General features: G+C 66.5%; 18 protein-coding genes and 1 tRNA gene. 9 read left to right on the top strand and 10 right to left on the bottom strand.

The features are described 5' to 3' along the window. The first annotated feature begins 191 nt into the window (after positions 1–191). Positions 192–467, top strand: a complete 276-nt coding sequence (locus LPA42_RS32395; RefSeq protein ID WP_228987098.1) for a hypothetical protein — start codon at positions 192–194, stop codon at positions 465–467. 751 nt (positions 468–1,218) lie between these two features. Here LPA42_RS32395 and LPA42_RS32390 read toward each other — a convergent pair. Beyond that, a complete protein-coding gene (locus LPA42_RS32390; RefSeq protein WP_077940422.1) occupies positions 1,219–1,488 on the bottom strand; it encodes a hypothetical protein in 270 nt (89 codons plus the stop codon). Between the two features lie 331 nt (positions 1,489–1,819). Here LPA42_RS32390 and LPA42_RS32385 point away from each other — a divergent pair, with 331 nt between their 5' ends. The 3 genes from LPA42_RS32385 to LPA42_RS32375 all read left to right on the top strand — a co-directional run bounded on the left by LPA42_RS32385 (position 1,820) and on the right by LPA42_RS32375 (position 7,467). After that, on the top strand, positions 1,820–3,265 hold the full coding sequence (locus LPA42_RS32385) for an AAA family ATPase (RefSeq protein WP_077940421.1): 1,446 nt from the start codon (positions 1,820–1,822) through the stop codon (positions 3,263–3,265). Then, the gene (locus LPA42_RS32380; protein WP_077940420.1) at positions 3,262–6,192 is read left to right on the top strand and encodes a hypothetical protein; all 2,931 of its coding nucleotides are present in this window, start codon (positions 3,262–3,264) and stop codon (positions 6,190–6,192) included. The genes LPA42_RS32385 and LPA42_RS32380 overlap by 4 nt, the downstream gene beginning before the upstream one ends. A 106-nt stretch (positions 6,193–6,298) precedes the next feature. Continuing rightward, a protein-coding gene (locus tag LPA42_RS32375) for an IS3 family transposase (protein ID WP_096761759.1) occupies positions 6,299–7,467 on the top strand; the annotation gives its coding sequence in 2 pieces (ribosomal slippage) (positions 6,299–6,583 and positions 6,586–7,467; 1,167 coding nt in all). A 265-nt stretch (positions 7,468–7,732) separates the two neighbouring features. Here the strand turns inward: LPA42_RS32375 and LPA42_RS32370 are convergent. From LPA42_RS32370 to LPA42_RS32360, 3 genes are all read right to left on the bottom strand, one after another. Continuing rightward, the gene (locus LPA42_RS32370) at positions 7,733–8,419 is read right to left on the bottom strand and encodes a hypothetical protein (RefSeq protein ID WP_144082830.1); all 687 of its coding nucleotides are present in this window, start codon (positions 8,417–8,419) and stop codon (positions 7,733–7,735) included. A gap of 236 nt (positions 8,420–8,655) precedes the next feature. Then, positions 8,656–9,396, bottom strand: coding sequence for a hypothetical protein (locus LPA42_RS32365; RefSeq protein WP_077940418.1), 741 nt, complete (start codon positions 9,394–9,396; stop codon positions 8,656–8,658). A 995-nt stretch (positions 9,397–10,391) separates the two neighbouring features. Continuing rightward, positions 10,392–11,771 (bottom strand): helix-turn-helix domain-containing protein, encoded by a 1,380-nt coding sequence (locus tag LPA42_RS32360; RefSeq protein WP_077940417.1) that lies wholly within the window; start codon positions 11,769–11,771, stop codon positions 10,392–10,394. 70 nt (positions 11,772–11,841) lie between these two features. Here LPA42_RS32360 and LPA42_RS34090 point away from each other — a divergent pair, with 70 nt between their 5' ends. Both LPA42_RS34090 and LPA42_RS34085 read left to right on the top strand, forming a co-directional pair. Then, positions 11,842–12,087 carry a transposase family protein gene (locus LPA42_RS34090; RefSeq protein WP_255378760.1) on the top strand — a complete coding sequence of 82 codons (246 nt, stop codon included), beginning with the start codon at positions 11,842–11,844 and terminating at the stop codon, positions 12,085–12,087. Beyond that, a complete protein-coding gene (locus LPA42_RS34085) occupies positions 12,012–12,452 on the top strand; it encodes a transposase family protein (protein ID WP_308291166.1) in 441 nt (146 codons plus the stop codon). Before LPA42_RS34090 ends, LPA42_RS34085 begins: the two co-directional genes overlap by 76 nt. A gap of 113 nt (positions 12,453–12,565) precedes the next feature. Here LPA42_RS34085 and LPA42_RS34655 read toward each other — a convergent pair whose 3' ends face one another. Further along, positions 12,566–13,810 (bottom strand): helix-turn-helix domain-containing protein, encoded by a 1,245-nt coding sequence (locus tag LPA42_RS34655; RefSeq protein WP_077940416.1) that lies wholly within the window; start codon positions 13,808–13,810, stop codon positions 12,566–12,568. 1,177 nt (positions 13,811–14,987) lie between these two features. Between LPA42_RS34655 and LPA42_RS32345 the strand changes: the two genes are divergently transcribed. Continuing rightward, a complete protein-coding gene (locus LPA42_RS32345; RefSeq protein WP_077940414.1) occupies positions 14,988–15,821 on the top strand; it encodes a VOC family protein in 834 nt (277 codons plus the stop codon). A 417-nt stretch (positions 15,822–16,238) separates the two neighbouring features. Continuing rightward, a complete protein-coding gene (locus LPA42_RS32340; protein WP_144082828.1) occupies positions 16,239–17,408 on the top strand; it encodes a hypothetical protein in 1,170 nt (389 codons plus the stop codon). 1,854 nt (positions 17,409–19,262) lie between these two features. On the opposite strand, the gene LPA42_RS32335 is transcribed toward LPA42_RS32340, so the two are convergent. The 5 genes from LPA42_RS32335 to LPA42_RS32315 form a co-directional block, all read right to left on the bottom strand. After that, on the bottom strand, positions 19,263–19,670 hold the full coding sequence (locus LPA42_RS32335) for a hypothetical protein (RefSeq protein WP_077940410.1): 408 nt from the start codon (positions 19,668–19,670) through the stop codon (positions 19,263–19,265). 475 nt (positions 19,671–20,145) lie between these two features. After that, on the bottom strand, positions 20,146–21,132 hold the full coding sequence (locus LPA42_RS32330) for an oxidoreductase (protein ID WP_077940408.1): 987 nt from the start codon (positions 21,130–21,132) through the stop codon (positions 20,146–20,148). 74 nt (positions 21,133–21,206) lie between these two features. Beyond that, the gene (locus tag LPA42_RS32325) at positions 21,207–21,623 is read right to left on the bottom strand and encodes a hypothetical protein (protein ID WP_077940407.1); all 417 of its coding nucleotides are present in this window, start codon (positions 21,621–21,623) and stop codon (positions 21,207–21,209) included. Between the two features lie 189 nt (positions 21,624–21,812). Next, complete coding sequence (locus LPA42_RS32320; RefSeq protein ID WP_228987097.1) at positions 21,813–22,532, bottom strand: tryptophan 2,3-dioxygenase family protein; 720 nt, start codon at positions 22,530–22,532, stop codon at positions 21,813–21,815. A 924-nt stretch (positions 22,533–23,456) separates the two neighbouring features. After that, positions 23,457–23,544: transfer RNA gene (locus LPA42_RS32315), tRNA-OTHER, on the bottom strand. Between LPA42_RS32315 and cas2 the strand changes: the two genes are divergently transcribed. After that, positions 23,504–23,785: a CRISPR-associated endonuclease Cas2 gene (gene cas2, locus LPA42_RS32310; protein WP_077940405.1), complete on the top strand. Its 282-nt coding sequence runs from the start codon at positions 23,504–23,506 to the stop codon at positions 23,783–23,785. The genes LPA42_RS32315 and cas2 overlap by 41 nt on opposite strands. The last annotated feature ends 168 nt before the right edge of the window (positions 23,786–23,953 follow it).

The raw sequence follows: 23,953 nt of genomic DNA, 5'->3' as shown, positions 1-23,953 counted from the left end.
CATCACCGGCCGGGTCTACGGTTGGGCCAAGGCCCTCAACGCCCTGATCCTCGCCTACAGCGACCGGATCACCATCTAACCGCATCGATCACACCACAGGCCCAAACACGGAAAGCGCCACACTCCCGATCCAAGATCCGCCACCCGGATTACCCGTTCAAAGCTGCATGACGAGGCACTAGTTTGGCCTGGTGGATGAGCTTCTGGCGATCGTGTTGGTTGTCGGCTCCTTGGCGGCCACCCTGGGACTTCTCGCGTGGCTGGCGGCCAGGGTTCGTCGCCGAGGTATCGGCGACAACGTCATGGGACCGTTCGAGGAAATCTGGCATCCAGCCGCTCATCGATTCCGTGCAGAGATCAAGGTGCACGAGGAACGCATGGTGCCGCTGCCATCCGCTGGAGATCCGAAGCGGCGGGGTAGCGGTGGAGTTGCTGGGCCAGGAGAGTTTCGCTCGAATAGCCGCTGAGGCGCACACACCTCTCCAGCGAGCGGATCTCCTCGTCGGGCAGTCGTAGACCGTCCAGCCTCCACGGACGGGGACAAGGTGGTGCGCCCTACCGGACAAGGCCCCGTCCGGGGAGGCTGGTAGCCCTTGTGGTGCCCGGCAAGGTGATCCGCCCCGCCGATCTCTGAGGAGGGCCGGGTTCGGCGCGGAGCCCCGAGGTCTTCCGATCCTGCAACTCCCAAGCGTGGCCGGCCGGGCCGATGCCGGCCAGAGGTCGCCAGCAGGCCGGAGCCGGGCCGGCGTGGCCCGCTTGCGGGCCGCCTTGATCCAGAAATCGAACGATTCGGCGGTCATCCCGGCTGGACACTTCAGACATGTCCGTCGGTCAAGTAACGCTAGGCACGCTTCAACCTGCTGATCTTGGTCCCCAGAACGCCGGAAAGGGCCGACCCGATATCCGGATCAGCCCTCTGACCTGCGTCGGGACGGCCGGATTCGAACCGACGACCCCTTGACCCCCAGAGATCTAGCCGACCTACCGGTACCTGCCAGACGATGCCACACCGTGACGGATGTGCAGGTCAATGGCCAGGTGACTCCTGGCCTATGCCAACCCGTCCCCGACCGTCCGTGAGACGGTTGTGAGAAATCTCGGCAGGTGAGGGCGCTGGGCAGCAAGGTCCAGCGCCCTCAGGCCAGCAGTCACCGATCGTCCGCAGACTCATTCCTCCCCGCTCGGTTCCAGGAGGAGCCGAGCCGGCTGTGCCCGTCGCTACTGCGGCGGGCGCACGCCGCCGTGCAGCCGCAGCCAGCCTCTGCGTACTGTCGGCGGGGTGCCGGGGAAGCGGGCGGCGCCGTCGGCCGGGGCGATGTCGGAGGTGGTGACGCCGGTGCCGTCCCGTTCGGACCAGGACCAGGTGCGGTCGACCTGCGGAGGCCGGGCAAGCACGATCGCGGGCCCCGCGGCAGAGGCTTGCAGGTCGGTCAGGAGCAGGCCGAAGCGGACGGTCAGCGCCATTGCCGCCATCGCGTCGGCGACCATGCGTCGCTGCAGGCGTCAGGGTCGTCACGGCTTGATTAGGCGGCGACCCGGCGGAGAAGATTCGGGGATGCGTGGGCCTCATACCGCGCGCCCCATCCCTGGGACGCGAAGCTGCCCGGCCGGGATCGAACCGGCGACATCTCGTTTACAAGCGTCGCAGTCCCTTTCCGTGGCGAGTACGTGTGATTGGCCGTTCAGCGCCGAGAGTGCGTGGGCGACATCGTGGAGGTCGGGTCTGATGTAGGTGGTGGCAACGGCTTGGTGGAGCAGGCCCGCCCGCGCGGCAGATACACTCCGTGCTGGGCCGTTCTGTCCGTGCGGAGGGTGGTTGATGACGACCTCGAAGGTCGCTCTGCACGGCGGCGGAGCTTCCAAGGTCAGTGGGATCTACGAAGATCACTGGACCATGTACGTATTGATTGACCTGCTGATTGGCCTGGCCGAGTCGATCACGCTGGAGCCGCCGGGCACGGCCGGAGTCGGCTTTGAGTTCTTCGTCGACCGGGCAGGCATGCGCGAGTGGCACCAGGTGAAGTACCAGAATTCTCAACTGGGCAAGTGGACTCTGGCCGCGCTCCAGGGCGAGGACGTGCTCGAGAACTTCCGCAGCAAGCTCGCAGGCGACGAGCGCTCCACCTGCGTCTTCGTGTCGGCGCACGCCGCGCACCCGCTGGGCAAGCTATGTGACCACGCCACTGAGAGCACCTCGCTCGCATACTTCATCGCGCATTTCCTGTCGAGCAAGGAGCTGACGGACGCGTTCAACGACCTACAGCACAAGCACTGGAACGTCACCGACCAGGAAGCGTGGACCTGGCTTCGCAGCCGCATCAAGACGCGAACCCTCGACGCCTGGACCCTGGAGGAGCGGCTACGCGAGCGCGCCGGCGCCTTCCTCGACGGCGACCCGAAGGACGCGGTGGCCGCTCTTCTCGGCGTTGTCCGCGGAGCTCTGTACCGGGCGCTTGACCGGGAGGAGCTGATTCGGCGCCTGGCTGAGGACGGCACCACGCTGCGCGGGACGGGCGCCTCGGCCAATGAGGTACACGCGGCAACGGAGCGCTTTCGCACCGGGGTTGAGGAGAGTCTTGTCAACGCCTCGTTCCTCGCTCGCGAGGAGGTCCCACGAATAGCCCGGTGCTTGAGATCCTCCCAGTCTGCGCTGGTCACCGGCGGGAAGGGCTGTGGCAAGAGCGCTGTGCTCGCTGGGGTCGTGCGCGAACTCCTGCTTTCTGACGTCGAGGTCCTCACCATCGACGTGACCCGGCTTGTGCGCGAAACGTCCAGCGCCGAGGTCGGGCGCACCTTGGGGTTGGCGACTCCTCCGGCGGCGGCGCTCGCTGCGGTGGCACGGAACAAGCCGGCTGTCCTGGCGATCGACTCATTGGACTCCGTCGGCGTCAATCGCGACAAGCCGGTTGAACTGTTCCGGGCGGTGAGCGAGGTGATGCGCGAGGCCGCCGCGTATCCCAATATGGCCGTCCTGGTTTCGTGCCGCACCGAGGATCTGGACACCGACACCAGGCTCCGCAGCCTGGTGCGTGAGCCTGATCCCGCTGCCCAGTTCGACGTAGCCCTTCTGTCGCGGGAACAGGCTGCGGGCGCGCTCGTCACCGCTGGCCACGACCTGTCGAAGTTCGATGAGGATCAGATCACCATCCTGCGCAATGCGGGCAATCTTCGGGTTATTACCAAGGTGCCTCCAGCGGAGCTCTTTGACTTCGCCACTGAGCAGGAACTCATCAACGGATACCTTGATTGGGCGGTGCGAACGTGACCGTCAAGTGGACCGCGTTGAAGCTGATTGCGGAGCGGGCCAAAGAGACCGGGGCTCGCGGGGTAGACGTGCGGGAACTCGAGGCGTTGTCGGCAGTCGTGGAGGATCTCGTTCGGGACGGGGTGCTGACCCAGGACCGGCGGGAGATTCGGTTCTCGCACGAGGCATTGTTTGATCAGGTTATCGCGCGGTCGTGGGCCGAGTCAGATCTGCCGCTGGTGTCGGTACTTCTGGCTACCGACCAGGACCTCTCACACCGCTCGCTTGTGCGGCAGGTGCTCACGTACCAGCGGGGCACGGACCATGCGGCGTACGAGCGTTCCATCAGCGGCATCCTCGGCAGCCCAGACATCCGATATCACCTCAAGGACGTCGCGCTGTCAGTACTGGCGTCAGACCAGGCGCCGTCGCAGGCGCTCTGGGAGCTTGTCAGCGCCGATCCAGTCGTGGAGGTACTCACGACGCCTGCCTGGTTCGCATATGCGGAAACCGCTGGAGCGGTGTTGCGATGGGCCGTCGGTGACCAGCCCGACCTGGCGGCGACCATGCTCGACGCTGCCCTCGAGTGGGACAGCGACCGGGTCGCAGAAATCCTGACTGCCCTCCTCCCCATCCATGCATGGCGAGACAAGCTGCGCCTGCTGATCGACCGGGGACCCACAGGTTCATCGCCGACCTTCTGCCGACTCGTCGCGGCGGCGCTGACCCGTGGCCTGTTCGACAATGACGGCGTGATGGTGGACGGCTTGTTCCTCTACTCCCTGACCGAAGGCGAGGGCAACGCCGAGGGAAGGCTCGAGGTGCTGGACGCATTCGTCGCTCGATGGCTTCTACTCTCCCGCGAACGCGGGTCAACACTCGAAGCCGTCACCGGGCGCCACCATGCGATCGTGGGGTTTCTTCGTGCGATGGCATCACGCGAACCCACCGCGTTCGTGTCGGTCGTTCTTCCCCACGTGACGGCGTACCTGGCGTCGGCCGAAACCTCCTGGCGGCCTCTCGTTGCGAACAAGGTCGAGGACCCAGCGCACACGCTGCTTGGTGCCCTCACCGACGCTCTGACAACTCTCGACTTCCTGCCGTACGAGGCCGACCTACTCTCGTTGCCAGACTCCGCGATCGCCCGCTTCCTGCTTTACCGAGCCTGGGCGGGCAACGCAGACCGGTACGCGGGCGGGGCCCTCGAGTTCCTCGTGGCCGATCCAACTCGTTACCGCTGCGGATATCTCGACAGCCCATATTGGGTCACGCGCGATCTTATCGCGGCGATCCATCCCCACCTGACGCCCGCGCAGAGGCTCGCCCTCGAGCAATCGATCCTCGGCTTCTACCCCGACTGGGAACGGACGGCACGCGGACGTGCAGCCCAAGGATCAGCGCAGTTCGTTCTGCTCGACGGCCTGAACGCAACCCTCATGGCGCCGGACACCCTCCGGCGTCGCTCCGAACTCCAGCGGAAGTTCGGCGGTAGGCCCTCGCCTCCGCAGGGCGTTGAGTTCGGCTTCGTTCCGTCGCCGATCGAACCGGCCTCCGCTGCGCGGATGACTGACGATCAGTGGCTCGGCGCCATGCGGCGATACCACTCTGACGATAGGGAAGGGTGGCTAAAAGGTGGCCCTCACGAGCTGTCCACCGTGTTGCAGGAGGAGGCACGAAAAGATCCCGGCCGTTTCCTTAACCTTGTGCGTGAGATGCCAGGCGACGTGCACGAGGCGTATCCGTCCGCGATCCTAATCGGCGCCGGTGACTCCGTGAGCGCTACCGAGGCCGAAGCCTTGTACTCGGCGCTGCGACGACTCCACGAGCTACCCGGTCGCCCAGGCGGTCGCTGGATCGGCAAGCCGCTTGCTCGCTTGGCCGACATGGAAATCCCGGACGACGTGCTGGAGATGGTGTGTTGGTATGCCACCGAGGACCCTGACCCTGAGGAGGACTCGTGGCTGTCCCGGGACAAGCAGGGCGCTCCCTATGACGGAGACCCACTCACGGCCGGCATCAACAGCGTCCGAGGCGCTGCGGCTGAGACGATCAGTGCTCTTCTCTGGCCTCGTCCCGAACGCTTGCCGTTCTTCGCGGACACACTGCGACGCATATGTAGCGATCGGCTCGGAGCTGTGCGAGCGTGCGCCGCCGTCGCGGTACTCACCGTGGCGAAACACGACGAGAGCTTCGCACGGGAGCTCCTCGGCGTGCTCGTGCGAGACGCTCACTATCGTGTGCTGGCCACGCCGTACGTCGAGCGGTGCATCGCGAGGTTCAAGGCACGGCCGGGGCCACGCCTGTGGTTCTTGGTGCGCCGGATGTCCCAGTCGCGGGTCCCGGGCACCCGCGAGGCGGGTGGTCGCCTTGCCGCCCAGATGGCCTTGGAGTCGGGCTCGGCGGCTCTACTGAACGGGACGGTCGGACGCTGGCCAGAGTCACGGAAAGGCGTGGCGCAAGTCGCCGCAGCTCTTCTTGAGTCGGACGACCTTCGCGTACGAGGACGGTGCGCGGAGTGGTTGGGTCAGCTCTTCCACGACGAGGACCCGACGGTGCGTCATGCAGCTGCTGAATGGGTCCATTCCTTCACTGAGGCAGACCCGGCTAGCCGAACCCTCCTGGCGGCGTTCCTGGCAAGCCCTGCCTACCTGGACGACCCGTGGCCCCTTCTCAAGGCCTTGGACGATTCCGACCACATCGGGTCAGCTGTCGTCATCGACGCGATCCGCCTTCTGATGACCGACGAGCCGCGCCCCGGTCCTCGCCGAGTCACACGCCATGCCCACCAGGGACTTGTATCCGACATGGCGATCCGCGCCTACGCCTCCGCCGATACTCCGAGCATCCGTACGGCGGCCTTGGATCTGATCGACGACCTGTTGTCCCAGCGAGACCCTCACATCCGCCGCCTGCTGACCCGCCACGAGGCGGCTCCCGGCCTCAGTTGAACTGTCGAAGCCAGAATGCTCAGCACATAGAGAGAGGGGGGTCTGCTGCACCGATAGGTGACATCTGAGATGGCTTGCCCTGTAGGCGGGCTGGAAGGATGTTGCTGTGCCCAAGTCCTACCCTCGTGAGTTCCGCGATGATGTTGTGCGGGTGGCTCGTGACCGGGACCCTGGCGTGACCGTCGAGCAGATCGCGAAGGACTTCGGAGTCCACCCGATGACGTTGTTCAAGTGGATGCGCCAGGCTGACGTTGACGCCGGAACCAGACCGGGTGTCAGCGGCAGCGAATCGGCCGAGCTGCGGGAGGCCCGTAAGCGGATCAAGCTCCTCGAACAGGAGAACGAGGTGCTGCGGCGGGCGGCGGCGTACCTGTCGCAGGCGCATCTGCCGGGAAAAGGCTCTACCCGCTCGCAATCGAGCTGGCCGCCGACGGGATCCCCGTCGCGGTGACGTGTCGGGTATTGAACATCGCTCGTCAGCCCTACTACCGGTGGCTCGCCCAGCCCGTCGGCGACGCCGAACTGGCTGCGGCGTACCGGGCGGACGCGTTGTTCGACGCCCATCGCGACGACCCGGAGTTCGGCTACCGGTTCCTGGCCGACGAGGCCCGCGCCGCCGGCCAGCCGATGGTCGAGCGCACCGCCTGGAGAATCTGCTCCGGCATGAGCTGGTGGAGCGCGTTCAGCAAGAAGAAGCGTCGGGGCAAGGGCGGCAAGGTCGGTCCGCCAGTGCACGACGATCTGGTGCGCCGCAACTTCACCACCGACGGCCCGAACCGGTTGTGGCTGGCCGACATCACCGAACACCGCACCGCCGAGGGCAAGCTCTACCTGTGCGCGATCAAGGACGTGTGGTCCCACCGGATCGTCGGCTACTCCATCGACTCACGGATGAAGTCGAGGCTGGCCGTCAACGCCCTGTACAACGCTGTAGCCCGACGCGGCCGAGTGGCCGGCTGCGTGCTGCACACCGACCGCAGGTCGCAATTCCGCAGCCGGAACTTCGTCCGTGCCCTCCACCAGCACCACGTGACCGGATCGATGGGCAGAACCGGCGCTGCCGGCGACAACGCCGTCATGGAATCGTTCTTCGGCCTGCTGCCGAACAACGTCCTCGACCGCCGAACCTGGACCACCCGCCAGCAGCTCAGGACCGCGATCGTGACCTGGATCGAACGCACCTACCACCGCCGACGACGCCAACGATTCCTGTCCCGGTTGACCCCCATCGAGTACGAGACCATCATGACCCCACCGGCCAGTCAGGCCGCGTGACTGAAACTGTCACCTATCGGTGCGGCAGACCCTGCGCAGTAGCCGCTGCATCGCCTGCGGATCACCGTCACCTGCCCGCTCCGCAAGCGATCAGCAGGTTCTTCGTTCAGCCTCCGACAGTAGCCCCTCCACGAACTGCCCAGCTCCAGTCGCGCACATGCAGGCCGCGTTGCAGACGGAGGCCCTGCTACCCGTCGAGCAGATCCGCACCGCCGACCCACAGCAAAGTCGACGGGCGGCACGGAGAACAGGCAGGCCAACACCCCTAATCGCTCGGCGGGAGCGCCTTCTTGACAGCGTCACCCAACGTCTGGGAGCCAGCGGCACCGCTGCAAGTCGACTCGACGTTCAACAGCGCGAACGTGTTCAACGTCTGGTTCAGCTCCACAGCGAGACGGCGGACGGCGTCGTCACGGGCCTCGGGTGGCGCGGCCATGAACTCCACGCATGTGGACGACGAGGTCAGCGTGGGCTCGTCTCCACCATTACCGCTCGACGGCTGCCCGGTCAGATAGCCACCCCAAAAGATGATCCCCGCAGCGGCAACAAGCACCGCGAAAAATCCGCCGAACGAGTAGGTTCTGCCGCCGATCTGCACCTTCCCCTTTGGGCCGACGATCAGGTGCCCTTCGCCGTCTACGCTGCCGATTACCTGGCTGCCCCGCTCGGCGTGGGTTCTGCTCATGTCGATGGGGCGAACGGTGCCGTTCACAATGTCCGACAGTTCAACCGCGAAAGCCACGTCGTTGCGCGCCTCCCGGTTGATCACCGCCTGCAGCCGCCGCTGGGCAGCCCCATCGTCAAGGTCGTCGTCGAGCAATGCGAGAGCGTCCGCAGTGCTTGGACGCCGTTGCAGCGCCCGCCGCAAGTTGACCGTTTCGGCGGCAGCGTAGTTGCCGATAGTGCCAAGAATCGCACCGAGGACGAGTATGCCGAGGTCATTTTCTGCCACGCCGGCAGTGTCGCCTAATAGTCGCCGCAGGGCACGGTTGTGTCGGGTGATCGACAAGAGTAGCCATTCGCACCGCGATCAACCAGCCTGTCTGGAGGTGCTGGCTACGGCTCCGTACAGGTCGAGGTTCGGACCGTTGCGGACCGAACAGGGGCGCTGAATCCCAGATCCTCGGCCCAGAGCGCCTCGAACAGGTCAGCGTCCTCTGGAAGAGAGTCAGCCGCTGCCCGGCGGTCTCAAACACGGCCCCCAGAGGACATTAAAGCCTCTGTCATAGCCAAGTCCATCGCCCGGCGACGGGTGTTGCGCGCCGCTGCAGCGGCATTCGCCGGGTCGTGGCCGTAGTACGCGCCGTATGTTGTCGCCAGCAGTCCGGCTGCCTCGACGCTGATCAGCGCGCTCGCGCCTAGGTCAAGCAGGTCGGGGCTCAGCCGCAGGTCGCGGTCAAATGGACTGGACGTAACGGCGTCGGCAAGCATCCACGGAGCGCTGTGCACCACGCCAGATGTGTGCCGGTACATGTTGGTGAGGTCTGGGAACCTCTCCTCGACCAGCCTGCTTAGCTGTAGTTTCAGGGGCACTCTGGCGTGGCCGGGCATCTCTAGCCACGTCGGCTTGCCGGTCTTACCACTCACTTCCACGATCCCCGCTCGGGCGATCCGGTCACGGACTGCGGCCTCGCCCCGCTGGGCTCGAGTAAGCGCAGCTGGATTCAGCGGTAGCGACGCAGGCAGGGCATGTGCGGCTCTTACGTGCTGGGCGGCGTCGTCGCGCACCAACACCGCGATGCGCAGCAGCCGGGTCTCGTAGTCCGCAGCCGCGTCCAGCAGGTGGGCGACCTTCGCAGCGCCCTCGGCCGCCACCCGCGCGACCGTCGAATGGGCGAATAGCGGCAGCTCGTCCACCACGCTCAGTAGTTGCCGCACTGCCCACAGATGATCCAAGACGTTGACCACCGCCAGCCGGGCGTACTGCATACCGTCTTGCCAGAGTCGTCGGCGGTGCGCCCGTTGGGTATGCCGCACGGTTCGCCAGGCATCTCGATCAACGAGGAACGGACATCCCGGCTGAGGGTTCTGGGTGTACCGCTCGATTTCTTCCTTAGCCCTCGCGACCTCTTGGCCCAGCACCCTGCGAGCCCGTAGGACCAGGGGCGGCATCGGCTTGCCAGGTTCAGTAGCGCGCGCGGTCATGAAAGGCACTGTAGGTGTACCACCGGATCGAGGAAGAACCCTCTTTGGGTATCCTGTCGCGTGTCGACGCTGGCTGAGCTTTGGCCCTGGCACCGCCCTATGCCTACGGGCGAGCCCAAGGCGGAACCATCATTCGATGCAAGACTGTCCGTTCGGGTGACCATCGCCACCCGAACTCGTCCCGCGCAACCACCGGGGACATTGTCACGGCTTGGTAGCCGAGGCAAGGTTGGGATCTGGCTGAGGTTCAGTGAACTAGCAGGTCTACCGGCGGCTGCCGGACGATACCGCCTCCTGCCGGATAAGCAGGTTAGCGGCCAGGCGGCGATCCGAGGCAGGTCGGGCTCTACCGGGCCTTCCCGGGCCGTCCGTGAGACGGTTGTGAGATCTCACGGGCGGCCCGGCTGCGGAGAAGCGCTAGAGAACGGCACCAGAGCCTCTCCGCCACCGAACACTCGAGGCACAGACCTCTCAACAGCTTGTACGAATTCCTCCCGCGACCGTGCTCCGACGCACGTGACTGGCGTAGGCGTTAGCGACCAAGCTGTCGATTTAGCTCCTCGAGCAGGTCGGTTATCTCGAGTCGCCTGGCGGCGGCTGGCATGATCCGCGTGGTGCCGTAGGCGAGCTCCACCAACGCCGAGCGCGCGGCGGCAAACTCGGTCGCAGTGGCGTCGAGCTGATGCCAGGATGCGTGGGCTGCTGGGACGACCGGCGGCCACGCTCTGGCGCTCTGCCACGAAGCCCCGACGCTGCGCCCAGGCTTCGTGGGGTGGCGATCAGATACCTTCCTCGGTCACCTCGATGCCGTACGTCTCGGCCCACTGGACGATCTCGGACTGGCGGCTGGAATTCCAGTACCCTCGGCGGATCCGACCGTCCCGCGTCAGCTGGCCCATCTCCGGTACGCCGAACGCCTGGCCCAGCTCGTCCAGCAGGAGTGCCGCAGCTTCGATGAGAGCTGGGCCGGGCTGCGCCAGGTCGTCGACGGCGGCAGCGGCTTCGGCCGGGTCGGCCCTGACCTGGTACTGCTCGCCAGTGCGTGTCTCCCCCATGCCGTAGAACCGGGTGTGGCCGATCGTGGTTGGCCGCGATTCTCCAACCGGATGCAGCTGGGCCCGGATCAGGGCGGTGCCGCCGGCCGCGGCTCGGTCGCGAGCGTGCCGACCGAGCTGGAGAAGTCCGGAAACGATACCTGCGGCGATCCCCTCGTCGGTGACCACCTGGCGCCCAGAGTCGTCAGGCTCGCCCCCGCGCTGCGCCGTAGCTCTCCGCGACCCTAGGTTGGAGACCCCCAACGCGAAAGCCCCGGAGCCGTCCGTGTGCAGCTCCAGCGAGACGAAACGGGACTCCGCTGCGTTGTTGCTGGTCCCGTCAGCCAGGAGTCGCCGGCGTCCGACACGCGTCCGGTTGATCCCGACGCCCTCGTTGGTGATAGTCGGCCTGCGCCTGATCTCCATCTCCCAGGCCTTGAACGCGTCCTGGACGATCATGTCGCCGGGCAGGTCGGGCACCAGCGACACAATCACCCAGGCATAGTTATCGTCGATGGCGAGCCTGCTGATCGCCTCCCGCTCGACCTCGACGATCCGCTGGCCCTGCCGCTGCGCGCCGACGAACCGGTTGCGATAGGCGGTGGCGACCTCGGGCTCGGACAGGTAGCGAGTCGTGGCACCGTTGCGTACGGGAAAGCGTAGGCTGTCGTTGATCAGCACGGCGTGCGGTGCGCCAGGGCTGCGGGGTACTGCCACGACGATAAAGCCCTGCTGGGTGTCGTCGTCGCTGGCACCGGTTGCCGGCTCGGGCACGGTGAGGATATCTACTACCGGCATCGGCGCGACGAGCGACGCGATCGACTGGCGCATCCGGGCCACCTCGGCATCGGAGATGACGACACCCGGCGCCTCCGTGGCACGGGCTTGGTCGTCCTCCTCGACTCCCAGGACAATTACCCCTCCCCCGGTGTTTGCCAGAGCGGCGACATCGCCTGCGAGCGCCCGCTTTTCCTGGTCCTTCCCGCCGTACAGCGTCTGCTTGAAGTCCAGGTCGAAGGCTTCCTGCACGCCGGCGGTCACCAGCGCGTGAATGTGGTGCGAGGCGAGGGTGTCCAGCGCCGTGCCGAAGATGGACTCTAAGCGCCGAGATCGAAGGGCAACCATGCGTACTTCCTGCCGGGGAGGGGGCCAGAGGACTGCGAGCTATTCTGCCTGGCTCCGGACCCTCTCCGACGTGGTGGCCCACCTCGGACACCACCCACAGGCGTTGATGGACGCCACCGAAGTGCGGGTGCGCCGTCCGGTCGCGGGCCGAGCGGGTCGGGACCGGTTCGTGTCCGGCAAGGCCCAACTGAACACCATGAAAGCCCTGGCGATCTGTGATCCGCTCGGGCGGTTGCTGTTCTGCGGCGAGACACGCCCCGGGTCGATGCACGACATCACCCAGGCCCGCACCGCCGGACTGGCGACCTTCTCCTGAACGCGCCACTGGACGTACAGATCCTCGCCGACGCCGGCTACCAGGGCCTCGGCACCGACACAGGCGGCGCGGTCATCACCCCCAGACCCAAGCCACGCAAACGCCAAACCTCCCTGCCACCGAGTGTCACCGCCGCCCACGACGCGGCCCGCAAACGACACTCCTCCCAGCGCATCCGAGTCGAGCACGCCATCGGACACCTCAAGAACTGGCGAATCCTCGCCCGCTACCACGGCCGGCGGGAGTCCTTCGACACCACCATCCGCGCGATCGCCGGCCTCCTGTCCAACCACCAACACACCGGCCGCAGCGAGAACACCACCCGACGGCGTAGGGCCCTACCCGCCGCACCTCACGTTCGGTGAGACGCGCTTATCGTCGTGCCACCAACTGTGCACGAGGTCGTTAGCAAGGCCTCGATAGCGGAGATCAGCGTCGGCCGCGACGGGCCGGTGCTCGTCGTTGAGATCGTGGCCCTTCACTGAAACGCCGGCGGTTGACCGAACCCGACAGCGATCTCCTGCAGCCGCGCCGGAACCGTGCTGGCGCCGCGGCGCAGATAGAACTCGGGCCGCTTCGGGTTGTACGCGTACCAACGGCCGCCGGCGCTCACCTCGACCAGCAGGACGTTCTTACCGTCCAACGACACCGGGCGCACCTTGACCGGAGGGTCAGGATCGATGCTGTCACGGATCATGCTGCGCAGAGCGCGCATTTGCTCGTCGAGCTTCGTCGCGTCGACGCCGGCGATTTGCCCGTCGTCGGTTACCCCAATCAGCACGGTCCCGCCTTCGCCGGAGGCAAACGCGGCCACCGTCTTGAGCATCTTTTTGCGGGACTCGCCGATGGGCACCTCCTGCTTAAACTCCACGTACTCGGTCTCGCCGCCAGCGACCAACACGCTCGCATCGGCACCCGGCAGATCCCAGATCACCGAACTGTCGCCGTCGCCGCCACGTCCTGACACAGGAAAGTAGCGGAAGTCCAGCCAGTCGTCATCGGATCGCAGCATCACCAGTGTGGCCGGAGCCAGGCCGCGCGGCAGCCGCAGCCGGACCCGCCCGGTCGCGCCGACCGGGCGAACCTGCGAACCGTCCGGGGTAGTCAACTCCACCTGCGCTCGGGCAAGGTCAACGCCCTTAACGACCACCGTCAGCGAGTCCGGGGCGATGGTGACCCGGTGGATCCGACCGCGGCGGTCCAACCGGACGATGCGCCACAGGATGTGTGAAGGACGGGGACCGTTCTCGACGGTGGCCGCATAGAAGAAGGCGTTGAACGCGGCCTCGGCATGCAGGAAGCTCGGCCCGTTGCCGACCAGCACTGCCCGCTGCCGCGTCGGTGCCTGCCTGGCTGGGCTTAGCTGCCATTCGGTACGCGGCGACGGCAGCACCGTGTTGTTCCATCGCACTTGACCGGCGAGCCGCTGGAAGTTGCCGCTCAGCTGCGCAGCAGGTGCGGATATTGTGAACCCGCCGATTTCCTGCGGCTTCCCCCGCACCAAATCGGCGGCCAGGGATCCCGGTAGGCGGTGCTCCACGAAGGCGTCATCGTTGTAGAGCCAGGTGCGCTCGGGGCTGGCGCCGTCGGCACCGATCAGCACTTCGCCATAGCTGATCTGCCAGCGGTCCTCACCGCGGAACAGGGCCAGCCGGACGTCAACGGCGGCATTCTGTTCGAGCATGCCGATCAGCTCGTCGACCGGCGTCATCCCGGTGTCCACGGCCGGTGCCTCCCCCGCGTCGCCCTCGTCCTGACGCGGGCGTTGTCCACCGCGCTGTTCAACTTCGTTTGCGACCGGCCACGAGCGTACGCGGTGCTGGCCGAGGGCCGCCGCTCAGTTATGGGCGTCGAGGAACCTGATGGTGGCGAGTACGGTCAAGCCGGCGTCCAGCAGCTTCGGCAGCCTGTTCCGCTGGACCCCACCGACCTGCCAGAGGTGGAGGTCGTCGACGTGTTGCGATCCTTTTCAGGGGTGATTGGCGACCCGAGTCTAAGCCTCAGGTCAGAGGGGCCTTCCGTGTGTTATTCGAGGCCATTCATGCAGCGGACCACCGGTTGTGCATCTGCGCAGGTCAGACCCCCTGATGTCGGGACGGCCAGACTCGGTGCCGAGGGCCTCGCCCTGGATGGGGGCCACAGCGACCCCACCCGGTTGCGGAGCTTGTCCCGGACGCCGTCATTGCGGGCAACAGGGTACCGCCCGAGCGGCGACCACTGGGGACTTGATCCCCTCGTCGACGATGTCAGCGTCGATTTCCACGGTCGTCACCGACCCGGTCGGCCCGACGATCTCCGCGATCTGGGCCGCGTTGTATCCACCCGAGTCGAACCTCTCACCTTCATGTTCGGTCGTGCCCGGGCTGTTCGAGCTGGATGGCCTGGATGTGCGAAGCCGAGACCACGCAGGTCTCACGCACCTGAGCATCGAGCTTGGGAACCAAGGTGGTGTCGGTCTGCAGATAGACCTTCTCCGGTGGCTCGCCGGGAGCGAAGACATGGCGCGGGCGCCGCGTCCATCGCCGCAACGACGAGGTCGGTAGAGATGAGCGCCTCGTCGCGCAGTCGGGTTACCATGGCCTAGCGCAGGCTGGCGGCGTCGTCAACCTGATTGTCGTCGGGCTCCTTCGGGATCGAAGGCTGACGGGCTCTCGTCCGCCTTGAGCAAAACGGGTCTGGCCGGATTCGGGGTGCTGAGCGGTCACTACGGAGCCCAGTCTGCTGGCCCTGCGACTTGATGTCGGGGCCTCGCCAAAAGATGGCTTCGGTAGCCGCCTGCGCGAGGGCGCCTTGGCTGGTGGCGGGGATTCCGATTCCCTTTGGCCTGCCGCCATCCACGTTGTCGAAGGATGGCGTCCGGGTCTTGACCCTGACGCGGGTCAGCCTCCCAGAATCGGCCCATGGACGACGATCACATGGACGATCGATCCGGGCGGTGGCAGATCGGGCAGTTCGCCGAGCTTGTCGGCCTGAGCATCCCGCAACTACGCCGCTACGACCGGCTGCGGCTGCTCGAACCTGACGGCCGCGAAGCGCATTCCGGCTACCGCTACTACACGCCCGGCCAGACTGGCGCCGCACGGGCGATCGCCCTGCTCCGATCGTTGGACATGCCCATCGCCGACATCCGCCGCATCCTCGCTGGCACCAGCGACACGGAACGGCGCCAACTGTTCCACGACCACCGCGCGCGACTGGAGGCCCGCCTCGACGAAGTCCACCGCCTGCTGGAGGCGGTGGACGCACTCACCCGGGAGGACCACCTGACCGTCGACGCACCCACCGACCCGACGACCTGGCTACACCTGATGCCAAAGCTGCCGGTCACCGACATGGACCGCTCGATCGCCTACTACCAGGAAGCGCTCGGCCTTCACCTCGCCTGGCGCACCGCCCACGGCAACCTCGCCGCCCTGGCCAGCGGCGAGATCGAAATGCTGCTGCTCGCCGCGTGGACCGGCGACTCCCCACCGCCCCCGCAGTCCGCCTACGTGTACGTCGAGGATCCCGACGCACTGTGCGCGGAGTACCAGCAGGCCGGCGCCGACATCGTCGAGCCGGTGGCCTCCCGCGCCTATGGCATGCGGGACTTCGTCGTACGCGACCCGGACGGACACCGCTTCACCCTCGGCCGAGGCGAACATCGACTACGGGAAGTCGCCGACCACTATGGCCTCACCCCCGAAACGATCTCCGTCGACCCGCCGTGGCTGCAACCTCGCGGCGGGTCGTAGCCGAACCCTCAGCCGGCACGCCAACAGGTGACTGGGTCTTGTCTGAACGCTGGGTGGTCTTCCCAGGCGATCCCCTACGTCTTCAGAGGCCGACCAGTGAGCATCCTCCAACCTGATCTTGCAGCCAGCACGCGTTCGGCAAGGGTAATTGATCGATGAGTATGAGCTTCCGGGTGGGGCAGCGAAGGGCTTCGCTGTCCTGATAGCTGTGACGCTTGGTGGCTACTCCACGAGGATCGGCGCATTCCTGGCGCGGCAGGGCAGTCACGTCCTCCAGTGGTAGAAGTCAGGGGATGCAACTTCGGCCACCTCGGTGGCCCAGGCGGACGGTTTGCGCCTGCACGACACACCACCCAAGGATCACACATGGTGCTGCTAGCGTCACGGCTGGCGCACTGACGGCCTGGGGAGGTATTCGTGGCAGGCAACAAATGGACGGTGGCCAGGGCAGCCCGGTATGCCCGCGACGCGCGGATCGCGACCGCAGCGTACCTGCGGGAGGCACCGGTGGCGCGGACCTGGCAGATATCGAAGCTGATGCGCGCGCACCAGGTGCACACCGCCCACCTGGGGCAGCCGGAGGCGGCCACGATGCTGCTGTTCGGCGGGCTCGGCTACCGGCCCCCGTTCCCGTCCGCCTGGCCAGAGGCAGCCGACCTGATCGTCACCGACGAGGCCCATTGCCTGGACAGCGCCCAACTGTACGTGCTGACCCCGCAGATGTGCGATGTCGTAGTCGCCGCAGCACTGAGCCTGACGGTCGAGGACCTGCAACTGCTAGACGCTGACGACCTGCCCAGCCCGACCGGGCTGGTCGTGCTGCCGCACCCGCTGCTGGTTACCGGTGTGGGCGGCGACCTCAGCGACGACCGGGCGTACTGCTGGTCTACCCCAGCGTCGGTGCTGCGCCCGGATCCGGAGAAGGCCGACGGCGTGGGCTCGGCACCGGCGGTCCGAGTCTCGGCCTACGACGACACCCACGGACCGGTGCGGCCTGACTCTTTCCGCGACTTAGCTGCCGAAGCCCGCCGACAGGGCACCCCGCTGCCGCCATTGCTGCTCGACAGCATCCGCTGCCTGCCGTTTCGCTACACCGACGGCGACCCGCAGGCCCTCAATCGCCTGGCCGCAGCCGCCCGCCACGTCGACGGGGCTCTACGCAACACCGCCGCTGCTCACGGCCTCGACGAGAGCCATGTAGAGGGCGAATACGCACCGGATAGCCAGATCGACGACGTCGACGACACATTCACCCTACGCTTCCTCTACGCCTTCTGGCGGCTGTGTGAACAGCGCCTGACCGACGTCGCGCCCACCGAGGTCAACCACGCCGCCCGCCTACAGGCCGACCGCGCCCAAGTGCCAGCCGATGTGCGAGTCGTGCAGCTGCGCCAGCGCGACCCCGCCCGCGACCGACCAACGCAGGACCGCGCATGGCAGCACCGCTGGGTCGTGCGCATGCACAAGGTCCGCCAGTGGTACCCCAGCGAGCAACGCCACAAGGTCATCTACCGAGGCCCGTACGTGAAGGGCCCTGCCGAGGGACCGCTGCTCCGCGGGGAAGCCGCCCGCGCGCTGGTGCGCTAACGATTCGGCCTTGACGGTGGGTGCCGCGGGCCCCTTGGTGGTAAGGCCCTTGGATCCGACTGCAGGATGCCTTACTCGCCGTGAACCTCCAGCGCTACCGCGTCCGCAAACCGCCCGCGGCGCGGCAGCGCAGGGCGGCGGCGATCGGCTCGGGCGCACATGGATGACCCCGGCGCTGCCCGAGGTACGTGCGCGTGAGCGAATTCCCCTGCTCGGCGCTCCACGCAGCCCGGGCCCCCGTCTACCGCTTCGCGCCTCCCACTGGCGCCACCCTTACGTCGACCGGCCGAAGTGCTCATGAGTCAGAGACTCGGCCCTTCGTCGGGCCCCTCGCCGTGGATGTTCCGCTCGGTCAGTGCCTGCTCGGCACCCGATGGCCACGATCGCGGAAGCTCCTTGTTGGTTGACCAGTGGCTATACCGAGTCGTCTCTACTCCGGCCCTGTTCGCGAGACGGCTGCGTGGGTTCGATGGCTGCGGCGAGGATGGGTGTCCGGTGCTGGCTGTGACACCGGGTGCGGTCCTGCTGTCGGGCCTGGCCTGGCGCAGCTTGCGACGGTCAGCCTCGTGGAAGCCGGGCAGGACCTTGCTGCCGGCCTCACCGGCCAAGGCGACGGTCTCCTCGCGCAGTTGTCCGGTGAACTTGAGCAGCGCTGCACCTTGTGGGCTGGCGGGGCTCGCTCTGATCCATCTGGGTCGGACGGCGCGGTCAGGGGGCGCCGTTGCAGTGGGTCGGGTTCGCGCATGTCCCCGCGGCGCACGGCAAGGAGCGCGCCTTGATGTACAAGGGAGGCGAGGTCAGGCAGCCGGGCGGCGAGAGCAGTACCGGCGGACTGCCATGCTCGGCCGCCTCGTGACCGCAAGAGCGTCTTGGGCTCCCTCCAGTCCCCGTTGGGTCGTAGCTGGTCGCGCAGCCATCTCTCCGCGGCGGCGAGGACCGTAGGGCCGACACCGGATTCTGGGTTCCCCAAGGCGTGTAGGTGCACGGAGGCTTGCGCTGCTCCACGCCATACGGAGGCGAGGATTCCAGCGGTGGGGGTCCGATGGGTGCCAGGGTGGGCGGCTTGGATGAGGTAGTCGATCTCGTAGGTGAGGGCGAGTCCGGTCCGGAGAAGCACCTTGAGATCGTTTGCGGTGAGGTGCTGGTGATGCTGCACGAGCCAGGTGCGGGCGACATCGAGGGCACGAACGCAATCTGTTGGCGAGGTGATTGACGCCCAGCGCTGCGCCGTGTCGGTGAGTGGCGGCGGTTGCAGGTCACGTAGCAGGCTGTGGAGCGGCCTTTCGGAGGCGATGGCGTCCACGGTGTGAGGCAGCATCAGGCTAGTGGTCCGCGCGTCTGACGCTGCGGTCCGCACGATGAGCTGGTGACTTCCTGCGGCCACTCCCTGATGCAGCCAAGCCGCCAGGCCGTGGTCGACTTCGCTGGCCGCGCGGGCGAGCTGGGCCAGGCGTGGGAGGCTGCCGGCATGAAGGATGCCCGTCTGGATGGCGAAGCCTTCCGGCGTACGGGGGCGCCCGTTTGCGGAGTCGAACTGGGCGTAGAGAATGTCGCTCGCTACGCGGGCAGCTTCTGCGGCCTGTCGTAGCGCGGTAGGAATCGGGTGGTCTGTTGTCGGGGCGAGGGGAATCTCCAGAGTGGTGGTATGTGTGGCGTGCTGGAGCTCTCGGATGAGGACAGCATCGCTCCTTCGCGCCGAGAGACGCTTCACCTGACGTTCAATCGCCCTGTACAGGTGGGTGCGCGCAATCGCCGCAGCAGCATGATCGGCGATGCCACCAGGGCGAGCATGTCGAAGGCTCACCTGCGCGGCGGCGATGGCGGCTGCCGCTCGATCGAGCTGCTGGCCGTAGGTCACGGGAGTTCCCGCAGGGCCCGGTCCAGGTGTTGTGCCGCAGACGACCAGGCGAGCCGTCGCCACGGGGGCGACGTGTCCTCACTGGCGGCGTCGGCGTAGAGGTCAGCGAGCTCTCGAAGTAGAGAGCGGATTGGTTCCCGCATCTCCTCTGCCACATCAGCGGTGAAGTCGCTGACGTCGACAGTCAAAGTCGCCTCATCGGACAGGTCGCCCACCAGCCGATCGAGGCATTCGGCGACCGAGAGGCTGGCGAAAGTCCAACGGTCTGACCCACTGGACAGGACATTGGCTCCTGACATCAGGATTTGCTGAGCGCCCAGAAGCGCTGATCGGGCCTCCATCCCGTCCGGATCCGGATTCCGCGTCAGGTGTCGCTGAAGATCGAGAATGAGATTCAGAGTCACACTGCCATCCATCCATTGGGATTGCGTAAGGCCACGATAGCACAAAGCCGCGCAGCACACGTTTGCTCCACAACCTGCAGGCAATCTCGCCGCCGCTGCGCTTCGCTCAACCGATCAGTCAGGCAAGTCGAGAGCGGCGATGATGCCGGAAACTGGAACAATGTAGCGTCGACCTACTCTTATTATCCGAACCGGGAATTGGTCTAGGCGCGCCAACTCATAAGCTTTAGTACGTCCAATCCCCAGGATCGCTCCGGCTGTCACTACGTCCGTTACGAGGCCCAGGCTCTGCACCTGCCCACTCGTCCACACCCTTCTACTGGGAGTTTTCTGTGGCGACATTCCGAGACGATCACCCTTGCCATCCATGACTCCACACCTCCGTCACGGCCCGCGCAGTTAACGCGTACGTCGGGAATGGCCATGTACCGCAACTACACGAGTAGGTGACCCCATGCTCACCCCCTAGGGCATCCTAGGAAAGAGGTGATCTTCGGACCATGGCGGTTCCGGCCTGCACCGCACCGCCGGTCGACGTGGCCCAGGTCGGTATACCGGGCAGCGCCGGGTGCGCTATGCCCGTCAGCCCCTCGGAGAGTGCCCAGAGCCGTCGGGCGAGGCCCTGGTCGGCTGCTGTGGCTGTCAACCGGGCCGGTCCTGCTGGGCCTCGGGTGCAGCCGAGCCGAGTTGGCCCAACGTAGGTGCCACTCTTGACGTCGGGACTCGTGGCGGCGTACACGGAGGGCAGCGCCCCCTTCGCGGCGGATTGGGTGAGGATCGGGGCGAGGACCCGCAGACCGGCCTCGGTCGCAAGTTGTCCCCGGGCTCGTGGGCCGGCGTAGGGCAAATTGGTGTTCGACCAACCTGGGTGGCAGGCCAGGCTCATCGCCAGGTGGCCCGCGTACTGGAGCTGTCGGTGTAGTTCCTGGGCGAAGAGGATGTTGGCGAGTTTGCTGGCGGCGTAGGCGCGGTGCGGGTGGTAGTCACGAGGGTTCGGCCAACGTTCGATGTCGGTGATTGCTCGGCGATGCGCGAGGCTGGATACGGCGACGACCCTCCCCCGTGGTGCCTTGAGGATGTTGTCGAGCAGCAGCATGGTCAGCGCGTAGTGGCCGAGGTGGTTGACGCCGAACTGCATCTCGTAGCCGTCGTGGGTGGTCCAACGCGGGGTCTTCATGATCCCTGCGTTGTTGATCAGGATGTCGATGCGGGGATGTCGTGTGGCGATCTGCTGGGCTGCGGCGTGGACGGAGGTGAGGCTGCCCAGGTCGAGGGTGACCTCGTCGAGGATTGCGGTGGGGTGGCGTGATCGGATGGCCTCGGCGGCGGCGCTCATGCGGCCGGGGTGTCGGCACGCCAGGACGATGGTGATGCCTTGGGCGGCGAGGGTGAGTGCGGTCTCGTAGCCGATGCCGCTGTTGGCGCCGGTGACGACGGCGGTCAGCGGTGCTTGTGATGACATCCTGCGTCCTCTCGTATACGGGGTCACTGGTCGGGCGGGCGGCGTGTCCTGATGAAGATGGACGGCCGGGTGGGCTACCAGTCGCCGGTGGCCTTGGCGCTGTAGTAGGTGCTCAGGTTGATGCTGATCCAGATGTAGAAGCGGGTGCCGTCCTTGACGTCGACGGCGAGGTTGCGCCATTGGCCGGCGGGGACATAGGTCCAGTAGTTGCAGGTCGCTCGGCCGGCGAAGACGACACAGGCGTGGAACGGGCCGCTCACCTTCCCGTCGCCGGTGTTGCGGATCTGGATGTCGCGGCACTGTGTGGTGGTGCGGTAGGTGCCCGATGTGGGGTGGCTGAAGACCTCAACGCCGTTGTACTGGTCGAAGACATCGGTCACGGACAGGGAGGCGCTGTAGGGCGCGGACCGGCAACCGCTGGCGTCAGCGGGTGATACTGCGATGGTGGGGATCACGGCAACGCTGAGGAGCAGGCTGGTGACGACGGTCATCAGCCGTCGGAGGCGTAGGGAGTAGCGCGGCTGATCGGCTTTAGTGGTGGACCGTGTGCGTGATGGCACAGTTCCTCCTGATGAGGTTGCACGAGGCGGCGGCCGGGAGGGCAGCGAGCTGGTGGCGGGACGATTCCGGGTGCCGTAGTCCGCTGCCGGGGTCCGGGTTCGTCGAGCGACGTGGCTCGGTCATGTGTCGTCTCTGGCCGGCGGGCTGCTGTGTGAGCGGCACCGGAAGACGGGCACAGCGCTGGCACGAGCGAGGTAGGCGGTGCCGTGCGTGTAACCAGTGCCCGTTTGCTCGGTGCCGAGCATCCGCAGGGCAAGGCGGTAGTGCGTTCGCCGCCAGTGCCGTAGCGCGGCGGTGAACTCGGTCATCGCAGTGGCCAACGCGGGCAGGGCGTGACTATCTGCGTTGGCCGGGGTCAACGCGTCGAGGGCGTCGTCGATGCTCGCCTGGCCGTGAAGGATCAGCGTTCGGACGTCCGGCGTCGAGAAGTAGGCCGGGGAGTCGCGACGGCTGGCATCGGGGGTACGACACAGGAACTCCACCAGCTTGTAGTGGCGCGATTGGATGGCGCTCGCGCCTTCGGTGTAGGGCCGGAAGCGGTGGAATGCCTTCGGTTGGAGGGTTGCCGTCACCGACCACAGCGGGGCGCTGTCACGCAGCAGCGTGGCTGCTGCTGACATGCGCGTTGCCGCCAAGTGCAGGTGGCCGGCGCGCACGGCGGCGACGACCGCTCGGAGGTCCACCGCCAGCAGTGCGAAGGTCACCTCGAAGGTCTGCAGGACCCGGATGAACATCCACTCGTCGTGGATGGTCGAGACCGGGAGCATGGTGACTCGCAACGCCAGTCGTTCCTCGGCGGTGGTGTCCACCTCGACGGCGGCGACCGCCTGCTGTGCCATGGCCTCGGGTCCACCGCCAGCGGTCGGGGCAATGAGGCTGAGCCTGTGCAGGGCGGGCATAGCCGCGCGTAGCGCGTGGCGTATCCGCTTAGCTGCCCTCGCTGGCTCGGGTCGCATCTGTGGCAGAGGTTAGGTTCCCCCGATAACACGGGTTCGTTCTCGCCTGATAGTTCGAGGCGACCAAAGCGGATAGGTGCTTCGGTGTGCTCATGATTCGCACAAGGTTGCTCCGATGGGTGACCCCTGGGAGGACGGAGTGGGTTCTGCTCCTGATCGCCGCGATCGTTGGCGGACTGGCGTGGAAGGCGGGTGCACCCGAATGGGCGGGCCTGGTCCTGTCGCTCGTCATCGCCTTGCTGGTTCGATGGGCACGGCAACAAGGACTCATCGATCGGGCAATCGGCCGCTGGCTCCACCGCCATGTGGAGCCTTCCGCTTCTTGAGAGCCGGCGGCAGCCTCCAGCGGAGGGACTGGACCGCCGCGGTCCGGTCTCGCCAGCCCCGGGGTCGACCGCCGCGCAGGGCCGCCCGCACGTACAGGAATCAGATGCGTCGGCCTCTCGCCGTCACCGCCGATGATCGCCTGGATGACATCCCGACCCCTGCGCGCCACACCTGCGCCAGCCCAGGTCAACGGCAACCGACCGACCAGACACCCACCCCGCCAAACAAGATCCACTATATCGACCACAGTGGACGTTGATCGCGCCCCGACCCACCGGCATCCCGGCCACGATCCAGACCAGTCGACACGTAAACGCACTGGTCAGCACAGGCCGGCACGAACCACCGCCGGAACGGCACACCGACAACGGAGCACCATCGGAGCACCAGATTCCAAATCCTGGGAAGATCCGTCCCAGCCCGCGAAAGCGATCAAGGCCGTGGCCCGCGTTTCCGCTGGCCACGGCCTTGATTGTGAAGTGCGCCCGAAGGGACTCGAACCCCTAACCTTCTGATCCGTAGTCAGAATGCCGAGCGCCCTCGTCGCCTACGACATCTCCACGGACACCACCCGCGCCCGCGCCGCCGCCATGCTCCAGACCTGGGGCGACCGCATCCAGCGCAGCGTCCTCATCTGCACCCTCGGCACCGACGACCTCCACCACCTGACCGAACGACTACGCCAACTCGCCAGTCCCCGCACCGACGCCATCCACATCGCCTCCCTCTGCGGAACCTGCTGGGACGACATCACAATGATCGGCCAAGCCACCACCCAGCCCGACACCCTGTACTGGACAGTGCCGTGAATTAGTATGAAAAATGACCGACCCTCATGAGTCGGGCCCGGGGGGAGTGTGGCGCTTTCCGTGTTTGGGCCTGTGGTGTGATCGATGCGGTTAGATGGTGATCCGGTCGCTGTAGGCGAGGATCAGGGCGTTGAGGGCCTTGGCCCAACCGTAGACCCGGCCGGTGAT

Origin of the sequence: Micromonospora sp. DH13 (assembly GCF_020873825.1) — a bacterium.
GTDB lineage: Bacteria > Actinomycetota > Actinomycetes > Mycobacteriales > Micromonosporaceae > Micromonospora > Micromonospora haikouensis.
Note: the sequence above shows the minus strand (reverse complement) of the source record. Positions and strands in the feature narration are given on the sequence as shown.